Source organism: Yersinia fenwicki (genome assembly GCF_043099325.1).
Taxonomy (GTDB): domain Bacteria; phylum Pseudomonadota; class Gammaproteobacteria; order Enterobacterales; family Enterobacteriaceae; genus Yersinia.
In genome coordinates this window covers 315,307-333,984 of the sequence record NZ_CP170755.1, presented here as the reverse complement: position 1 = coordinate 333,984, position 18,678 = coordinate 315,307, and the positions used below count along the sequence as shown (strand labels likewise).

The following is an 18,678-nucleotide window of genomic DNA, read 5'->3' as shown; positions in this document are numbered from 1 at the left end:
TCTGTATTTTTCAATCCAACCAAGGCGTAGCGAGCGAAAGGAGTTTGGGTGCGCCCTGCGCGCAGAACCTGGAGCGTATATGTAATACGCGAGGAGTTCGAGCACAGCGCAAGCCCAAAATCCGCACACGCAGTAGCCGTTAATTTAAAGTCCGCTGGGAGAAGCGTTGTTTTCGTCGATAGGCAAAAACATCCTCCACATGCCCATCACGGATACGCTGCTGCAAACCACGCCAGTAACTGGCATGGAACAAGTCGCTGTGCATTTCCTCAAAAAAGTGCCGAACTTTGCGGTCACTACATAAGAAATGGCGAAATTCTTCGGGGAAAACATCATTGGGAGATACGCTATACCACGGCTCACTGGCCATCTCATCTTCCGGATAACGTGGCGGCGGGATATCGCGGAAATTCACCTCAGTCATATAACAAATTTCATCATAATCGTAGAACACTACGCGCCCATGACGAGTTACCCCGAAGTTCTTAAATAACATGTCGCCGGGGAAAATATTCGCCGCCGCCAGTTGTTTAATGGCATTACCGTATTCTTCAATAGCATCCTTCAACTGCTGATCATTTGCCTGCTCCATATAGAGATTCAATGGCGTCATCCGCCGCTCCATATAAAGGTGTTTAATGATGATTTGGTCGCCTAAGTCTTCCAGTTTTTCCGGTACTTCCCGCTGTAATTCAGTCAGTAATTCTGCACTGATGCGATGCTTATCAATCACAAAATTCTCATACTCTTGGGTATCCGCCATTCGCCCTACTCGGTCATGTTCTTTAACCAATTGATAGCACTCTAAGACTCTCGCCTGACTGACTTCTTTTTGTGGCGCGAACTGATCTTTAATGATCTTAAAAACCCGGTCAAATGATGGCAGAGTAAATACCAACATCACCATCCCTTTGACCCCAGGCGCAATAATAAACTGTTCGCTGGATTGATGAACAAAGGTTAGGTATTCACGATAGCTTTCGGTTTTACCGTGTTTTTGGCAGCCAATCGCCATATACAGTTCAGCAGTCGATTTGCCCGGCAAGATTTCCCGCAGCCATTCCACCATTGCCGCAGGTAAGGGGGCATAAACCATAAAATATGAACGGGCGAAACCGAACACAATACTAGCCTCGGCCTTGCTGGTGAGGCAGGTATCAATAAATAGCCCGCCTGATTCATTGTGATGGATAGGTAGCAGAAATGGATAGACCTCGTCAGCCAGTCGCAGTTTCCCCACCAACCAAGCGGCTTTATTACGATAAAACAGTTCATTAGCAATTTGAAACCGCGCTGCTGCCAGTTGCTCATCGGTAAAGTTTTGCCGCAATGCAGTCGCAATGTAGCCGATATCGCGGGGCAGATCTTCCCAAGGTAAACGCAGCGGCAAATCATTGAGTACCACCTGCAACATACCGCTCAAATCTCCCTTGGGGGCAAAATCACGCGCCAAGGGACGGGGAATTTCACGAAAGCGCCGCTCCGGTTGTGAACTGAAAACAAACAGCTTATCCGGGGTTAAATCGCGGTGTTTAAATAACCGACAATAGACTGAATTAAAAAAACTTTCAGCGATTTCAAAGCGCGGATAATCGGGGAGCAAGTCGGTATAAATATCTTTTACTCGCGTTAGAAAATTCACATCAAAACAGCGCTGATCAGTGATGTGTTTCAATTGCTCCACCACCAGACCCACATGACTATCATAGAGGTGAATACGCTTTTTCATCGCCTGCTGTACCGCATGCCAATCAGCCTGCTCAAAACGATGTTGCGCCCCCGCAGTGATCTCCAGAAAGCGGCCATATTGAGCATCAAACCCCTGCAAAATTGTTTGCGCGATTAATTGTTCCAGCTTTGTCACCATACTCACCTCCGTCATACGGAACAGAGCCTGCATAAGCAGGCTCTTGATAACACACTCTTTCACTCAAATAGTGGAGCTAAAATTGCTGTTCTTCCGTCGAGCCGGTCAATGCTGTCACGGAAGACTCACCGCCCTGAATGATATTGGTGACTTTATCAAAGTAGCCGGTACCCACTTCCTGTTGATGAGACGCGAAAGTGTAGCCGCGCTCAACAGCGGCAAATTCTGGCTGCTGAACCTTCTCAACATAGTGTTTCATGCCTTCTCCCTGTGCGTAAGCATGCGCCAGATCGAACATGTTGAACCACATGCTGTGGATACCCGCCAGTGTAATAAATTGGTATTTGTAACCCATTGCCGACAGCTCGTCCTGGAAGCTGGCAATCTGTTGGTCCGTCAGGTTCTTTTTCCAGTTAAACGATGGAGAGCAATTGTAAGCCAATAATTTACCTGGGAATTGTGCGTGAATCGCATCAGCAAAACGTTTAGCTAGCGCCAAATCTGGCGTTGAGGTTTCGCACCACACCAAATCTGCATACGGGGCATAAGCCAGGCCGCGACTGATGGCTTGCTCAATACCAGCATGAGTGCGGAAGAATCCTTCAGCAGTGCGATCGCCAGTAATGAATTCGCTATCATGCGGGTCACAATCAGAAGTCAGCAAATCAGCGGCATCAGCATCGGTACGGGCAATCAGCAGTGTTGGCACACCGAGAACATCAGCAGCCAGACGGGCGGCAACCAACTTCTGAATCGCTTCCTGAGTCGGTACCAAAACTTTACCGCCCATATGACCACATTTCTTCACGGCAGCCAGTTGGTCTTCAAAATGTACGCCGGCAGCACCCGCCTCAATCATAGCCTTCATCAATTCGAATGCGTTCAGCACACCACCAAAACCGGCTTCCGCATCGGCTACAATCGGCAGGAAATAGTCGGTATAACCTTTGCTACCTGGCTCAATATTATTTGACCATTGAATCTGATCTGCGCGACGGAAACTGTTATTGATACGTTTAACCACTGCGGGAACGGAGTCAACCGGGTATAGCGACTGATCCGGATACATGCTGGATGCGGTGTTAGCATCAGCCGCGACCTGCCAGCCTGACAGATAAATGGCCTCAACCCCTGCCTTCGCCTGTTGCAGCGCCTGACCACCGGTTAACGCACCTAAACAGTTGATATAATCTTTACGCGATTTGCCGTGCAGTAATTCCCACAATCTCTTCGCACCGTGCTGCGCCAAAGTGCACTCTGGGTTGACTGAACCACGTAATTTAATCACTTCTTCGGCACTATACGGGCGAATAATGCCCTCCCAGCGCGGTGATTTCCATTCCTGTTCCAATTGCTGAATTTGTTGAGTACGAGAGGTAGTCATGGCGATATTCCTTATTATTTAATTTTGTAGGGTTAAATAGGATTTGATACCTAAAGTCATTGGCGTTGCAGCCAGGCAGCAAGCGAACGAGTCCCGATGAGCTGATACAAGTCAGTGATTCGGGCGAATAAACGTAGCTAACACCGCTGCAACTTCAAGGACGAAAGGTATTTCAGGCTAATAGTGCGTAGCCGGGTAGTGTCAGGAAGTCGATAAGCTCGTCTTGTGTTGTAATTCGCTCCATCAAACGCGCAGCTTCTTCAAACCGCCCGCTATCAAATCGCTCTGCGCCAAGCTCCAGCTTCACCACCTGCATTTCTTCACTCAACATATTTCGGAACAGCTCTTTCGTCACCGTTTGACCATTACTCAGGTTTTTCTGGTGATGTATCCATTGCCAGATAGAAGTACGGGAAATCTCTGCTGTCGCAGCATCTTCCATCAGTCCATAAATCGGCACGCAACCATTGCCAGATATCCATGCTTCAATGTATTGCACAGCAACCCGGATATTGGCGCGCATCCCTTCTTCCGTGCGTTCACCGCTGCAAGGCTCCAACAATTCAGCTGCGGTGATAGGTTGGTCCTGCGCTCGGCTAACCTCTAATTGATTTGGCCGGTCACCCAGCACCTTGTTAAAGACTTCCATCACGGTATCGGCCAGTCCTGGATGGGCGACCCATGTACCATCATGGCCATTACTGGCTTCTAACTCTTTATCCGCCCGGACTTTATCCAGTACTTGCGCATTTTTTACCGGATCTTTATTCGGGATAAATGCTGCCATGCCCCCCATCGCTAAAGCACCGCGTTTATGGCAGGTTTTGATCAATAAACGAGAATACGCGCTCAGGAATGGTTTATTCATGGTGACCGATTGGCGGTCTGGCAACACACGATCACTGTGGTTTTTCAGTGTTTTGATATAGCTGAAGATATAGTCCCAACGACCACAATTGAGTCCAACAATGTGATGGCGCAGGTGGTAGAGGATTTCATCCATTTGGAACACGGCAGGTAATGTTTCAATTAATACCGTGGCTTTAATGGTGCCTTGCGGTAAGTCGAAGCGCTGCTCGGTAAAGGTGAAAACATCACTCCACCAAGCAGCTTCCTGATAAGACTGCATCTTCGGCAAATAAAAATAAGGGCTGCTGCCATTGGCAAGTAATTGCTTATAGTTATGATAGAAATACAAAGCGAAGTCGAACAGACCACCAGGAATATCTTCCCCCTGCCATTTCACATGTTTCTCCGGCAAGTGCAGGCCGCGAACTCGCGCAATCAGTACCGCAGGGTTGGGTTTGAGCTGATAAATCTTGCCAGATTCATTTGCATAGGAAATCGTACCTTTTACCGCATCATGCAGGTTAATTTGACCATCAATCACTTTGTCCCAGCTTGGTGCCAACGAGTCTTCAAAATCAGCCATAAAGACTTTTACGTTAGCATTGAGAGCATTAATCACCATTTTGCGCTCAACCGGCCCCGTAATCTCTACCCGACGATCACGTAAGTCAGCAGGAATCCCCTGAATCTTCCAGTCACTCTCACGAATGGAATTAGTTTCCGAAAAAAAATCCGGCAAGGCACCTTGGTCGATATTTTTTTGCCAGGATACCCGTAAGGCAAGGAGTTCACGACGTAACTGTGCGAATTTCACCACCAAATCGGTCAAGAATTCGATCGCTTCATCCGGTAAAACCTGTCTTTCAGCAGCATTAAAATGCTGTGTAAAAACTAACTCCGTGCCGACTAACTGTTGTGTCATTTCCCTTCCCCTTTCCAATTTCACCGCTTTCACATCAACGCTAATGTAGCGTCATTCTTGGCTTCGTATCGGATAATGTGTTCCAACCGGAAATTGAAGGCTAGATTATATGGTCACTTTTCACCCCGACAGGACTAAGAATAATCAATTAATTAAGAAAATCAAAAACGATTTCCATTTTTATTTAAAATATTTTTTTAATCTTTATTTATCATATCGTTAACATAATGGTGAGTATTAGATAGATAGGAACTAGCTTCCATTAATGACTTTATCTCATGGTAACTCGTTGTTTGATAAAGAGATCAGACCAGTTTAAGTTAAGATGAATGGGGTATATTCGAGCAAAAAATAGAAAGGCGGCTCGATTCAGCCGCCTTTATTAACATTCTGGGAGGGGAAAAGTTAGTCGAGAGTCGGATTCATATGACGTAAATCAAATGGTGTGATTTGGTAAACGTAGTAGTTCAACCAGTTAGCAAATAACAGATGCCCGTGGCTACGCCAGGATGCTTTGGGGGATAATGAAGCATCATCATTGGGGAAATAATTGAGTGGGATTTGTGGATTCAGACCAGCAGCCAGATCACGTTGATATTCTCCCGCTAAGGTATCAACATCATATTCAGGATGACCGGTTACAAAAGCGACCCGCTTGTCTTTACTGGCAAATAAATATGCACCGGCCTCTTCTGAGGAAACCAGAATATCCAGATCAGTGTATTGCTGAAGTACCTCGACGGGGAAATCGGCATAACGAGAGTGTGGGGCCAAGAATGTCTCATCGAAACCACGCGTGAGTAGCGCCATTGGTTTATCTGTTTGATGCTGGTAAATACCTGAGAGTTTAGTCTCACGCGTCATTTTAGGAATACCATATAAGATATTTAAAGCTGCCTGTACCGCCCAACACACGAATAAAGTTGAGGTTACATGGTCTTTTGCCCAGGCAATAATACGCTCAATTTGCGGCCAATAAGCAACATCACAGAAATCGATCAAGCCCAGGGGAGCTCCTGTCACAATAAGCCCGTCAAAATTTTGCTCCTGAATATCTTCAAAATCACAATAAAAGTTGTTCAGGTGCTCAGCTGGCGTATTTTTTGACTCGCGACTATCAATTCGCAACAATTGAATATCAATCTGTAGGGGTGAGTTCGAGAGTAAACGCAGGAATTGATTTTCCGTCTCAATTTTTTTAGGCATCAGATTTAAAACCAACACCTTCAGGGGACGAATTTCCTGAGTTTTTGCACGCGATGAGGTCATAACAAAAACATTCTCATTACGTAAAAAACTCACTGCTGGTAATTCATCAGGAACCCGAATTGGCATGCCTATATCCTCAATATATCCATTTATACGTTTAGACTTCTAGATGCCTGAAGATAGCGGATTTTTGGAGGAAAGTCGAGCAATCTGCTGCAACCTGAAAATGTTTCATTGCTGAAATTTCAGCCTATAAAATATAGTGAGCAGCCATAATCATTTTATATACTGCAAAAATACAAAAATCCTCTGCAGATATAGGTAGTTAAGTGTCATTTGGCGATGTAATTTCAGATATATTATATGGAAGGTAGTGGCGATTGAGGCAATCTATTATCGGTTACTAGCCGTTTATTGGTATGTAGATATTTATCGAATAGTAGAAAAGCAAAAATCCCACGCTTTTGGCATGGGGTCTTTACTTGATTTGATACCTGGCAGTGTCCTACTCTCGCATGGGGAGACCCCACACTACCATCGGCGCTACGGCGTTTCACTTCTGAGTTCGGCATGGGGTCAGGTGGGACCACCGCGCTATTGCCGCCAGGTAAATTCTTTTCTACAACTACCGAACTTTAACCCATGTAACTGGTGCTGATACCCAGAGTCGAACTGGGGACCTCACCCTTACCAAGGGTGCGCTCTACCAACTGAGCCATATCAGCACGCTAAATTTGATGCCTGGCAGTGTCCTACTCTCGCATGGGGAGACCCCACACTACCATCGGCGCTACGGCGTTTCACTTCTGAGTTCGGCATGGGTTCAGGTGGTCCCACCGCGCTATGGCCGCCAGGCAAATTCTGTTTTAATTAACCCGCTTGGTATCTCTACCCAGCCAGCCAACCCAATCTCGGAACTTCGCTGAAAATTAATCTCACTCTCTCAAATCCAAAACACCTTTGGTGTTGTAAGGTTAAGCCTCACGGATCATTAGTACTGGTTAGCTCAATGCATCGCTGCACTTACACACCCAGCCTATCAACGTCATAGTCTTTAACGTTCCTTCAGGGGGCTTAAAGCCCCAGGGAAGACTCATCTCGAGGCAAGTTTCCCGCTTAGATGCTTTCAGCGGTTATCTCTTCCGAATTTAGCTACCGGGCAATGCCATTGGCATGACAACCCGAACACCAGTGATTCGTCCACTCCGGTCCTCTCGTACTAGGAGCAGCCCCTCTCAATCTTCCAACGCCCACGGCAGATAGGGACCGAACTGTCTCACGACGTTCTAAACCCAGCTCGCGTACCACTTTAAATGGCGAACAGCCATACCCTTGGGACCTACTTCAGCCCCAGGATGTGATGAGCCGACATCGAGGTGCCAAACACCGCCGTCGATATGAACTCTTGGGCGGTATCAGCCTGTTATCCCCGGAGTACCTTTTATCCGTTGAGCGATGGCCCTTCCATTCAGAACCACCGGATCACTAAGACCTACTTTCGTACCTGCTCGAGCCGTCACTCTCGCAGTCAAGCTAGCTTATGCCTTTGCACTAACCTCACGATGTCCGACCGTGATTAGCTAACCTTCGTGCTCCTCCGTTACTCTTTGGGAGGAGACCGCCCCAGTCAAACTACCCACCAGACACTGTCCTCACCCCGGATTACGGGGCCGAGTTAGAACATCAAACATTAAAGGGTGGTATTTCAAGGTTGGCTCCATGCAGACTGGCGTCCACACTTCGTTGCCTCCCACCTATCCTACACATCAAGGCTCAATGTTCAGTGTCAAGCTATAGTAAAGGTTCACGGGGTCTTTCCGTCTTGCCGCGGGTACACTGCATCTTCACAGCGAGTTCAATTTCACTGAGTCTCGGGTGGAGACAGCCTGGCCATCATTACGCCATTCGTGCAGGTCGGAACTTACCCGACAAGGAATTTCGCTACCTTAGGACCGTTATAGTTACGGCCGCCGTTTACTGGGGCTTCGATCAAGAGCTTCGCCTTGCGGCTGACCCCATCAATTAACCTTCCAGCACCGGGCAGGCGTCACACCGTATACGTCCACTTTCGTGTTTGCACAGTGCTGTGTTTTTATTAAACAGTTGCAGCCAGCTGGTATCTGCGACTGGCTTCGGCGCCGAGAGCAAGTCTCTTTACCTAATGCCAGCGTGCCTTCTCCCGAAGTTACGGCACCATTTTGCCTAGTTCCTTCACCCGAGTTCTCTCAAGCGCCTGAGTATTCTCTACCTGACCACCTGTGTCGGTTTGGGGTACGATTTAATGTTACCTGATGCTTAGAGGCTTTTCCTGGAAGCTTGGCATCAACTACTTCACCACCGTAGTGGCTCGTCATCACACCTCAGCGTTGATAAGTAACCGGATTTACCAAGTCACTCCGCCTACATGCTTAAACCGGGACAACCGTCGCCCGGCTAGCCTAGCCTTCTCCGTCCCCCCTTCGCAGTAACACCAAGTACAGGAATATTAACCTGTTTCCCATCGACTACGCTTTTCAGCCTCGCCTTAGGGGTCGACTCACCCTGCCCCGATTAACGTTGGACAGGAACCCTTGGTCTTCCGGCGTGCGGGTTTTTCACCCGCATTATCGTTACTTATGTCAGCATTCGCACTTCTGATACCTCCAGCAACCCTCACAGGTCACCTTCAACGGCTTACAGAACGCTCCCCTACCCAACAACACCTAAGTGTCGCTGCCGCAGCTTCGGTGCATGGTTTAGCCCCGTTACATCTTCCGCGCAGGCCGACTCGACCAGTGAGCTATTACGCTTTCTTTAAATGATGGCTGCTTCTAAGCCAACATCCTGGCTGTCTATGCCTTCCCACATCGTTTCCCACTTAACCATGACTTTGGGACCTTAGCTGGCGGTCTGGGTTGTTTCCCTCTTCACGACGGACGTTAGCACCCGCCGTGTGTCTCCCGTGATAACATTCTTCGGTATTCGGAGTTTGCATCGGTTTGGTAAGCCGGGGTGGCCCCCTAGCCGAAACAGTGCTCTACCCCCGAAGATGAGTTCACGAGGCGCTACCTAAATAGCTTTCGGGGAGAACCAGCTATCTCCCGGTTTGATTGGCCTTTCACCCCCAGCCACAAGTCATCCGCTAATTTTTCAACATTAGTCGGTTCGGTCCTCCAGTTAGTGTTACCCAACCTTCAACCTGCCCATGGCTAGATCACCGGGTTTCGGGTCTATACCTTGCAACTAGACGCCCAGTTAAGACTCGGTTTCCCTACGGCTCCCCTATTCGGTTAACCTTGCTACAAAATATAAGTCGCTGACCCATTATACAAAAGGTACGCAGTCACACCACGAAGGTGCTCCCACTGCTTGTACGTACACGGTTTCAGGTTCTATTTCACTCCCCTCGCCGGGGTTCTTTTCGCCTTTCCCTCACGGTACTGGTTCACTATCGGTCAGTCAGGAGTATTTAGCCTTGGAGGATGGTCCCCCCATATTCAGACAGGATGTCACGTGTCCCGCCCTACTCATCGAGTTCACAGCAAGTGTGTTTTTGTGTACGGGAGTATCACCCTGTACCCTGCGACTTTCCAGACGCTTCCACTAACACACAAACTGATTCAGACTCTGGGCTCCTCCCCGTTCGCTCGCCGCTACTGGGGGAATCTCGGTTGATTTCTTTTCCTCGGGGTACTTAGATGTTTCAGTTCCCCCGGTTCGCCTTGCATGGCTATGTATTCACCATGCAATAGTGCAACGAATTGCACTGGGTTTCCCCATTCGGGTATCGTCGGTTGTAACGGTTCATATCACCTTACCGACGCTTATCGCAGATTAGCACGCCCTTCATCGCCTCTGACTGCCTAGGCATCCACCGTGTACGCTTAGTCGCTTAACCTCACAACCCGAAGGTGTCTTGACGACAACTTGCGTTGTGATTATTTGAGAGACTCTAATACAGGTTAATCCTTATCTCAGTACCTCTACGGAGAGATAAGTTTCAGCTGTATTGTTTCAATTTTCAGCTTGTTCCAGATTGTTAAAGAGCAATATTTCACAACACACTGTGTCTTGCGACCGCAGTACGTTTTGAAATAATTTTTATATGGTGGAGCTAAGCGGGATCGAACCGCTGACCTCCTGCGTGCAAGGCAGGCGCTCTCCCAGCTGAGCTATAGCCCCATATAAAAAGCAAATCACCTTATTGCTGCAACTCAACAGGGAATGGTGAGTTGGTGGGTCTGAGTGGACTTGAACCACCGACCTCACCCTTATCAGGGGTGCGCTCTAACCACCTGAGCTACAGACCCAACAAGGTACTAAAGCCCGACTAATTTCTCAGTCCGGCCTTATTTGCTCGTTACTTTCTATCAGACAATCTGTGTGGACACTGCGCAATGCGTATCGTTAGGTAAGGAGGTGATCCAACCGCAGGTTCCCCTACGGTTACCTTGTTACGACTTCACCCCAGTCATGAATCACAAAGTGGTAAGCGCCCTCCCGAAGGTTAAGCTACCTACTTCTTTTGCAACCCACTCCCATGGTGTGACGGGCGGTGTGTACAAGGCCCGGGAACGTATTCACCGTAGCATTCTGATCTACGATTACTAGCGATTCCGACTTCATGGAGTCGAGTTGCAGACTCCAATCCGGACTACGACAGACTTTATGTGGTCCGCTTGCTCTCGCGAGTTCGCTTCACTTTGTATCTGCCATTGTAGCACGTGTGTAGCCCTACTCGTAAGGGCCATGATGACTTGACGTCATCCCCACCTTCCTCCGGTTTATCACCGGCAGTCTCCTTTGAGTTCCCACCATAACGTGCTGGCAACAAAGGATAAGGGTTGCGCTCGTTGCGGGACTTAACCCAACATTTCACAACACGAGCTGACGACAGCCATGCAGCACCTGTCTCACAGCTCCCGAAGGCACTAAAGCATCTCTGCTAAATTCTGTGGATGTCAAGAGTAGGTAAGGTTCTTCGCGTTGCATCGAATTAAACCACATGCTCCACCGCTTGTGCGGGCCCCCGTCAATTCATTTGAGTTTTAACCTTGCGGCCGTACTCCCCAGGCGGTCGACTTAACGCGTTAGCTCCGGAAGCCACGCCTCAAGGGCACAACCTCCAAGTCGACATCGTTTACAGCGTGGACTACCAGGGTATCTAATCCTGTTTGCTCCCCACGCTTTCGCACCTGAGCGTCAGTCTTTGTCCAGGGGGCCGCCTTCGCCACCGGTATTCCTCCAGATCTCTACGCATTTCACCGCTACACCTGGAATTCTACCCCCCTCTACAAGACTCTAGCTTGCCAGTTTCAAATGCAGTTCCCACGTTAAGCGCGGGGATTTCACATCTGACTTAACAAACCGCCTGCGTGCGCTTTACGCCCAGTAATTCCGATTAACGCTTGCACCCTCCGTATTACCGCGGCTGCTGGCACGGAGTTAGCCGGTGCTTCTTCTGCGAGTAACGTCAATCACAAAGGTTATTAACCTTTATGCCTTCCTCCTCGCTGAAAGTGCTTTACAACCCGAAGGCCTTCTTCACACACGCGGCATGGCTGCATCAGGCTTGCGCCCATTGTGCAATATTCCCCACTGCTGCCTCCCGTAGGAGTCTGGACCGTGTCTCAGTTCCAGTGTGGCTGGTCATCCTCTCAGACCAGCTAGGGATCGTCGCCTAGGTGAGCCATTACCCCACCTACTAGCTAATCCCATCTGGGCACATCCGATGGCGTGAGGCCCGAAGGTCCCCCACTTTGGTCCGTAGACGTTATGCGGTATTAGCTACCGTTTCCAGTAGTTATCCCCCTCCATCAGGCAGTTTCCCAGACATTACTCACCCGTCCGCCGCTCGTCACCCAGAGAGCAAGCTCTCTTGTGTTACCGCTCGACTTGCATGTGTTAGGCCTGCCGCCAGCGTTCAATCTGAGCCATGATCAAACTCTTCAATTTAAGATTTGTTTGATTTGCTATGAGTTAACATAGCGATGCTCAAAGATTACTTTCTGCAAATATGCATTCGAACCGAAGTTCAAATGTGTACTGCTTTGGTCACTCTTCAAGACTTTGATATTTCTTCTGCCTGCCGAAACAGGCTTCGATATCGTCTTGCGAGTGCCCACACAGATTGTCTGATAAATTGTTAAAGAGCAGTGCGTTAGCAACACTTGGTTGGTAACGCGAGGTGCGCATATTACGCTTTCCTCATTCAGAGTCAACATTTAATTTTGTTGAATTTCTCTGTTCTCTTTGCCGGTCACTTAACTACTTGATTCGTTGTGTGCCGTCTCGATGGATGCGCATTATAGGGAGTCGAATTTTTTGCACAACTCTTTTTTCGTGTTTTTTTCTTGTTTGAATACTTTTCACTCCTTACGTGCAGATCTTGGTCGATCCGCTGTATTTTCACGGCGATCACCGTGCTCAATTGGTTGTAATTCCATCAGCAAAGGCTAGTATTGCCGGTAAAGTACTTTCTTATAAAGAGGCTATTATTATGTCCGATGCTATTCGCCCCTATCTTCATTACTTACCTACGCTAGGTGCACACGTCATGATCGATAGATCCAGTGTGATCATTGGTAATGTTGTTTTGGGTGATGATGTCAGTGTCTGGCCGCTAGTCGCCATTCGGGGTGATGTCAATCAGGTGAGTATTGGTGCACGTTCTAATATTCAAGATGGTAGCGTGCTACATGTTACTCATCAATCAGAGCATAATCCCGAGGGAAACCCTCTGATTATTGGCGAAGATGTGACTGTCGGACATAAAGCCATGCTTCACGGCTGTACTATTGGGAATCGGGTATTAGTAGGGATGGGTTCTATTATACTAGATGGCGCGGTTATAGAAGATGATGTCATGATTGGAGCGGGCAGTTTGGTTTCCCCTGGAAAGCGATTGATTAGTGGTCACCTTTATATGGGTAGCCCAGCCAGACAAGTTCGCCCTCTAACACCTGCTGAATTAGAAGGCCTGCTTTATTCTGCGGGTAACTATGTGCGCTGGAAAGATGACTATTTGGCAGAGACCAAATAGAAGCTAATTTCTGATGCAGGGAATGAGTTATGCCTCTCCCTGCATTGTGCCATATCTTTCTATTTAGCCTAACTCATCGCGCAGCTGATTTAATACAGGGGTAATTTCAGGCATGACACCATGCCATAACTGAAAAGCATGTGCAGCCTGCCCCACCAACATACCCAAACCATCGGCATAGCTTGTCACCCCCAAACGCGTGCTCCACGCTAGAAATGGTGTACTATCCGCTTGATAGAACATATCGTAACAGCGAGTTTGTGGGCTAATAATATCCATAGGTAAGTTTGGCACTTCGCCATGAATACCCGAAGCTGTTGCATTGATGATTAAATCAAACGGCTTCCCACTCAGATCTTGCATCTCGACAGCATCTATATCCCCTAAATGGTGGAATATTTCTGCAAGTTGCTGCGCTCGAGCATAAGTCCGGTTAGTGATAACGACTTTGCAACCATATGAAAGTAAAGGAAGGATCGCACCTCGAGCCGCCCCACCAGCACCCACCAATAAGATACGATCTGTCGTCTGGATCAAATGCTGTCGTTCAAGATCACTGAGTAAGCCAATACCATCAGTGTTGTCACCTAACAGACGTCCGTCTTTTAATTGCTTAATCGTATTCACGGCTCCCGCTAGTGATGCACGATCGGTCAATTCATCACACTTTGCGTGAGCACGTTCTTTAAACGGTGTCGTTATGTTTGCACCTATCGCCCCACCGGTAAAAAAAGACACTAATGTCTCTTCAAAGGTTTCATTCGGGGCCAAAACCATACCGTAGCAATGTTCAATACCGGTTTGCTCAGCAAAGAGCGCATGGATCCTTGGCGACTTACTGTGCCCAATAGGGTTACCAAACACTGCGAACTTCTGATCCATGCTATTTCCTACCCTTGACGAAAATGTTTGCCGGTTAGTGCATCTCTAATTTCAGATGGATTCAAACGCCCACCAACCAAACCTGCCAGCACTGGCAGAGAAGAGCCAAATTGTCTTCTGACTTCTTCAGTTGTGCGGCATGGTTCTTGCCCACTTAAATTCGCGCTGGTTGAAACCAAAGGTTTGCCATATTGGCAACAGAGTTGCTGTACAAGTGGATGATCACTCACTCTCACTGCCAATGAATCAAAACTGCCCGTTAGCCAGCGCGGTGTCTCAAGACGAGCGGGGATGACCCAAGTTACCGGCCCTGGCCAAACGGAAAAAATAGTCTCCCGCTGTGAATCAGTGAGTGTCGAGTCATCCACATACGGTTTTAACTGTTCATAATTGGCAGCAATCAGAATCAGTCCCTTCTGCCATGGTCGCTGTTTTAATGCTAATAAGGCATTTACTGCTTTTTCACTATCAGGGTCACAGCCTAAACCAAAAACAGCTTCTGTCGGATAGGCAATAACCTCTTCTTGTTGCAATGCCTGCAATACATCCGACAAAGCGGCTCTATTTTCATTTCCACTCACGTTGTTATTACTCACTGACGACTGCCTTCCCGCATAACTTACTGGCGCAAAAACGTTTTACACCTTGTGCTGTTCTCTTTTCCATTAACAATGGATAGTGGCAATAAGCACACTCTCCCGCAATGGGTGGCTGATTAATTGTAAATTGGCAATCGGGGTAACGATTGCAGGCATGGAAGGCTTTTCCAAACCGAGATTTGCGCTGTAGCAATTTTCCTTGTCCACACTGTGGGCAGTCGATCGATGTTTCATCCGGTTTATCAATGACTTCAGTATGATCACATTGCGGATATTGGCTACAACCAATAAACATACCAAAACGCCCTTGCCGCAATACCATATCCGAACCGCATGCAGGGCAATGATGCCCTTCCAGAACTTTCACGATATGACCATCAGATTGCGCTTTCAATGGCCGCATATACTGACAGCCTGGATAATGTGAGCAACCAAGGAATGGGCCATGACCGCCGCTGCGAATGACTAGCGCCGATCCGCACTCAGGACACGACCCATTATCCTTGGCAGTAACTGTTTTTGTCATAACGCCTTCTATATAAAGTTATTTGTCCGTGATATTACCACTTAGTGCAAATAACCTTCATTGACTTCAAAAAGTAACTCTTCCATCTGCTGATAAGCACTTTCATAACCCGGAATATTAAAGAGCACCATTAACACAACCCACTTGAGATCCTCCAAATCAATCTCATTCGAGTCTAATGCCATAATACGGTCGATAACCATCTCACGAGTATCAAGGTTTAACACCTGAATTTGCTCAAGAAACAGGATAAAACCACGGCAAGTAACATCCAGGCGTTGGGACTCTTCTGCCGTATAAATACGCAGTGCTTGCGGATCCGCAGCATAGAGATAAGGTGCTTTCTGCCCATCTTGTAGGTCAGCGAGAGCCTCTAACCAGTTCAGGGCGTTGTTGATATCCTCACGATAGAAACCTGCTTGTGCAAGATCGTCAGTAATCTTGTCTTGATCAACAAGCATTTCCGACTCGTTATGCATATAAGTTTCAAATAAGTAAATTAGAACGTCGAACATGGCCTGCCCTCCTTAATCGGACATAGCCGCCGGGTACAGCTGCGATCCATCCTGCTAACTCCAGCTCGAGCAATTTGCTGACGATATCTGGCACAGGTTGGCCGGCGCGTTCGGCGACGACATCAACGGGTGTCACCTCATCTCCTACGTTAGCCAACACATCGGCAAATGGCAATTCAACTTGCCCTTCGGATGAAGAAATAATTACTTTCTCGGGTAATGATATCCATTGTAGCGTTCCCCCTATCTGTTCAACGACCTCACAGGCTGATCTCGCCAAGTAAGCTCCCTGCTGGATTAACCAATGTACGCCCTCACTAGTTGCACTGCCTAGTGGCCCCGGTAAGGCAAAAACATCTCTCCCTTGCTCCATAGCATAGCGTGCAGTAATTAAAGAGCCACTTTTCAGTGTAGCTTCGACCACCAATACTGCGGAGCTTAACCCACTGATAATACGATTTCTTCTAGGGAAATGAGTGGCAACAGGTAATGCTGTTGTTAGAAACTCGGAGACTAAAACCCCACCGTGATGCTCAATTTCTAGCGCTAATTGGCTGTGACGACGTGGGTATATGTTTTCCAGACCGCTACCTAATACCGCAATGGTTTTTCCTTTGGTATTCAAGGCCGCCTTGTGACATATTCCGTCAATCCCCATAGCCAAGCCACTGGTGATAACTAACCCAGTAAGAGCCAGTTCTGAAGCAAAATGTCGCCCCCAATGTTCGCCATAATGACTAAAATGACGACTCCCCACCATGGCAACTTGTGGTCGATAAAGGACATCAAGTTCGCCAGCTGCATAAATGACTAATGGAGGGGAGGAAATATGAGTCAAACGCGGCGGATAGCCGGGTTCACCATAAGCCAGTAAGTGATGAGCAGAGTCAGCAAGCCAAGTTAGGGTGGCATCAATATAACGAGGGTCTACCTGAGTAAATTGCTGACATTGCAGCGGTTCTAACCCGTAGGCAGCTAATCTCCCGAGGTGAACATCACCACTGGCAAGTAACCTTCTAACCAAGGCACTGCCTTTTATTGCTCCTAGCCCTTTGACCTGACTCATCCTGAGCCATAATTCCGCCGCTAACATATCGCCTCCCTGGCTTGCTTCCTAAGCTGACACCGATTTGTTCAATTGGTAGACGATGCTGTCAATCAAGGCCGGAAATGTCTAGAATAGAGATTGAATATCATTCACTACTCGGACGCAGATCTAGATATTTATGTCAGTATTACAAGTATTACATTACCCAGACGAGCGGCTGCGCAAAATTGCAGCGCCAGTTAAAGAAGTCAATGGTGAAATCCAGCGTATCGTGGACGACATGTTCGAAACGATGTACGCAGAGGAAGGTATTGGCCTTGCTGCAACACAAGTGGATGTTCACCTGCAAATTATCGTCATTGATGTTTCGGAAAATCGTGACCAGCGTTTAGTGTTGATTAACCCTGAACTGTTGGAAAAAAGCGGTGAAACCGGCATTGAAGAAGGTTGCTTATCCATTCCTGAGCAACGTGCATTGGTTCCTAGAGCAGAAAAAGTCAAAATCAGAGCGTTAGATCGTGACGGAAAACCGTTCGAGCTAGAAGCTGATGATTTATTGGCAATTTGTATTCAGCATGAAATGGACCACTTGGTTGGTAAACTGTTTGTGGACTATTTATCACCACTGAAACGTCAGCGCATCCGCCAAAAGCTGGAGAAAATGGCCAAGCTGAATGCTCGTGCTAACTAACCCCTTTTAATTCAGGAAACCAATGTGTCTGATTCTTTGCGGATTATTTTTGCCGGAACTCCTGACTTTGCAGCGCGCCATTTAGGCGCGCTGTTGTCTTCTCAACATCAGATTGTGGGTGTTTTCACTCAACCAGACCGCCCGGCTGGCCGAGGGAATAAACTCACTTCTAGTCCGGTTAAGGTCTTAGCCGAACAACACGATATTCCCGTTTTTCAGCCAAAATCATTACGGCCAGAAGAGAATCAGCACCTGGTTGCCGATCTTAATGCAGATATTATGGTGGTGGTCGCCTATGGCTTAATTCTCCCCGCATCTGTTTTGGCCATGCCACGCCTAGGTTGTATTAATGTCCATGGTTCTCTGCTGCCGCGCTGGCGCGGTGCTGCGCCAATCCAACGTTCATTATGGGCTGGCGATGCAAAAACCGGTGTGACAATAATGCAAATGGATGTCGGGCTAGATACCGGTGATATGCTGTATAAAATTGAGTGTGATATTCAGCCAGAAGACACCAGTGCTACGCTCTACGATAAGTTGGCGCAGCTTGGCCCTCAGGGCTTATTGGTAACATTACAACAGTTGGCCGAAGGCACTGCACAGCCCGAAGTACAAGATGAAGCGCAAGTTACCTATGCAGAAAAACTCAGCAAAGAGGAGGCCAAATTAGATTGGTCACTTTCTGCTGTCCAGTTAGAGCGTTGTATTCGTGCTTTCAATCCTTGGCCAGTCAGCTATTTCGTTGTTGATGAACAACCCATCAAAGTTTGGCAAGCACAAGTACTCGCCACTGTTGATAAAGTAGCACCTGGCACAATCATTTATGCCGATAAACATGGCATCCAAGTCGCTACCTCTGATGGTATTTTGAACATTACACAATTGCAACCCGCCGGAAAGAAAGCTATGTCCGCTGCTGACTTGCTAAATTCACGACGCGAATGGTTCACACCCGGTAGCCAGCTAGCATAAAAGATCTATTTAATCATAGACCCAATAGATTTCATGGTGTAGGAAGGCGGCAAACGAGAGAATCCCGATGAGCTTATTTATTTTAAGGTCAATCGCAGTAAGTGGTTCGGGTAATCGAGAGCAGCCAACGTATCTGCAACTTGAAAGATGACGGATATAAGTTTCATTGCCCGGTATATCATCATCGGGCCAC

General features: G+C 47.7%; 12 protein-coding genes, 3 tRNA genes and 4 rRNA genes. 3 read left to right on the top strand and 16 right to left on the bottom strand.

The features are described from left to right. Positions 1–139: 139 nt before the first annotated feature. From aceK to ACF3VQ_RS01445, 11 genes are all read right to left on the bottom strand, one after another. A complete protein-coding gene (gene aceK / locus ACF3VQ_RS01495) occupies positions 140–1,867 on the bottom strand; it encodes a bifunctional isocitrate dehydrogenase kinase/phosphatase (RefSeq protein ID WP_392433102.1) in 1,728 nt (575 codons plus the stop codon). A 76-nt stretch (positions 1,868–1,943) separates the two neighbouring features. Next, positions 1,944–3,251: an isocitrate lyase gene (aceA, locus tag ACF3VQ_RS01490; protein WP_019080130.1), complete on the bottom strand. Its 1,308-nt coding sequence runs from the start codon at positions 3,249–3,251 to the stop codon at positions 1,944–1,946. Between the two features lie 172 nt (positions 3,252–3,423). Further along, positions 3,424–5,022 (bottom strand): malate synthase A, encoded by a 1,599-nt coding sequence (gene aceB, locus ACF3VQ_RS01485; protein ID WP_392433101.1) that lies wholly within the window; start codon positions 5,020–5,022, stop codon positions 3,424–3,426. 405 nt (positions 5,023–5,427) lie between these two features. After that, on the bottom strand, positions 5,428–6,357 hold the full coding sequence (metA, locus tag ACF3VQ_RS01480; protein ID WP_392433100.1) for a homoserine O-succinyltransferase: 930 nt from the start codon (positions 6,355–6,357) through the stop codon (positions 5,428–5,430). A 366-nt stretch (positions 6,358–6,723) separates the two neighbouring features. Then, a 5S ribosomal RNA gene (rrf, locus tag ACF3VQ_RS01475) occupies positions 6,724–6,839 on the bottom strand. 41 nt (positions 6,840–6,880) lie between these two features. Beyond that, positions 6,881–6,956: transfer RNA gene (locus ACF3VQ_RS01470), tRNA-Thr, on the bottom strand. 14 nt (positions 6,957–6,970) lie between these two features. After that, a 5S ribosomal RNA gene (gene rrf, locus ACF3VQ_RS01465) occupies positions 6,971–7,086 on the bottom strand. A gap of 115 nt (positions 7,087–7,201) precedes the next feature. Continuing rightward, positions 7,202–10,108: ribosomal RNA gene (locus tag ACF3VQ_RS01460) — 23S ribosomal RNA — on the bottom strand. A 208-nt stretch (positions 10,109–10,316) separates the two neighbouring features. Further along, positions 10,317–10,392, bottom strand: a tRNA-Ala gene (locus tag ACF3VQ_RS01455). A 51-nt stretch (positions 10,393–10,443) separates the two neighbouring features. After that, positions 10,444–10,520: transfer RNA gene (locus ACF3VQ_RS01450), tRNA-Ile, on the bottom strand. 102 nt (positions 10,521–10,622) lie between these two features. Further along, positions 10,623–12,165: ribosomal RNA gene (locus ACF3VQ_RS01445) — 16S ribosomal RNA — on the bottom strand. Together the 16S, 23S and 5S rRNA genes with 3 tRNA genes alongside form the textbook arrangement of a ribosomal RNA operon. A 544-nt stretch (positions 12,166–12,709) precedes the next feature. Between ACF3VQ_RS01445 and ACF3VQ_RS01440 the strand changes: the two genes are divergently transcribed. Continuing rightward, the gene (locus ACF3VQ_RS01440) at positions 12,710–13,252 is read left to right on the top strand and encodes a gamma carbonic anhydrase family protein (RefSeq protein WP_392433099.1); all 543 of its coding nucleotides are present in this window, start codon (positions 12,710–12,712) and stop codon (positions 13,250–13,252) included. Positions 13,253–13,315: 63 nt separating this feature from the next. Here the strand turns inward: ACF3VQ_RS01440 and aroE are convergent, their stop codons facing one another. The 5 genes from aroE to dprA are packed head-to-tail and all read right to left on the bottom strand — an operon-like array spanning position 13,316 to position 16,867. After that, positions 13,316–14,134, bottom strand: coding sequence for a shikimate dehydrogenase (aroE, locus tag ACF3VQ_RS01435; RefSeq protein ID WP_392433098.1), 819 nt, complete (start codon positions 14,132–14,134; stop codon positions 13,316–13,318). Positions 14,135–14,142: 8 nt separating this feature from the next. Then, positions 14,143–14,715, bottom strand: a complete 573-nt coding sequence (gene tsaC, locus ACF3VQ_RS01430; RefSeq protein ID WP_392435772.1) for an L-threonylcarbamoyladenylate synthase type 1 TsaC — start codon at positions 14,713–14,715, stop codon at positions 14,143–14,145. A gap of 7 nt (positions 14,716–14,722) precedes the next feature. Continuing rightward, positions 14,723–15,259, bottom strand: coding sequence for a topoisomerase DNA-binding C4 zinc finger domain-containing protein (locus tag ACF3VQ_RS01425; protein ID WP_392433097.1), 537 nt, complete (start codon positions 15,257–15,259; stop codon positions 14,723–14,725). Positions 15,260–15,300: 41 nt separating this feature from the next. Next, entirely contained in the window at positions 15,301–15,774 is a 474-nt protein-coding gene (locus tag ACF3VQ_RS01420) for a DUF494 family protein (RefSeq protein ID WP_392433096.1), read from the bottom strand. Further along, positions 15,746–16,867, bottom strand: a complete 1,122-nt coding sequence (gene dprA, locus ACF3VQ_RS01415) for a DNA-protecting protein DprA (protein ID WP_392433095.1) — start codon at positions 16,865–16,867, stop codon at positions 15,746–15,748. Before dprA ends, ACF3VQ_RS01420 begins: the two co-directional genes overlap by 29 nt. 133 nt (positions 16,868–17,000) lie before the next feature. Here dprA and def point away from each other — a divergent pair, with 133 nt between their 5' ends. Further along, on the top strand, positions 17,001–17,513 hold the full coding sequence (gene def / locus ACF3VQ_RS01410) for a peptide deformylase (protein WP_004709217.1): 513 nt from the start codon (positions 17,001–17,003) through the stop codon (positions 17,511–17,513). Positions 17,514–17,537: 24 nt separating this feature from the next. Next, positions 17,538–18,485, top strand: coding sequence for a methionyl-tRNA formyltransferase (gene fmt, locus ACF3VQ_RS01405; protein ID WP_392433094.1), 948 nt, complete (start codon positions 17,538–17,540; stop codon positions 18,483–18,485). Positions 18,486–18,678 lie beyond the last annotated feature (193 nt).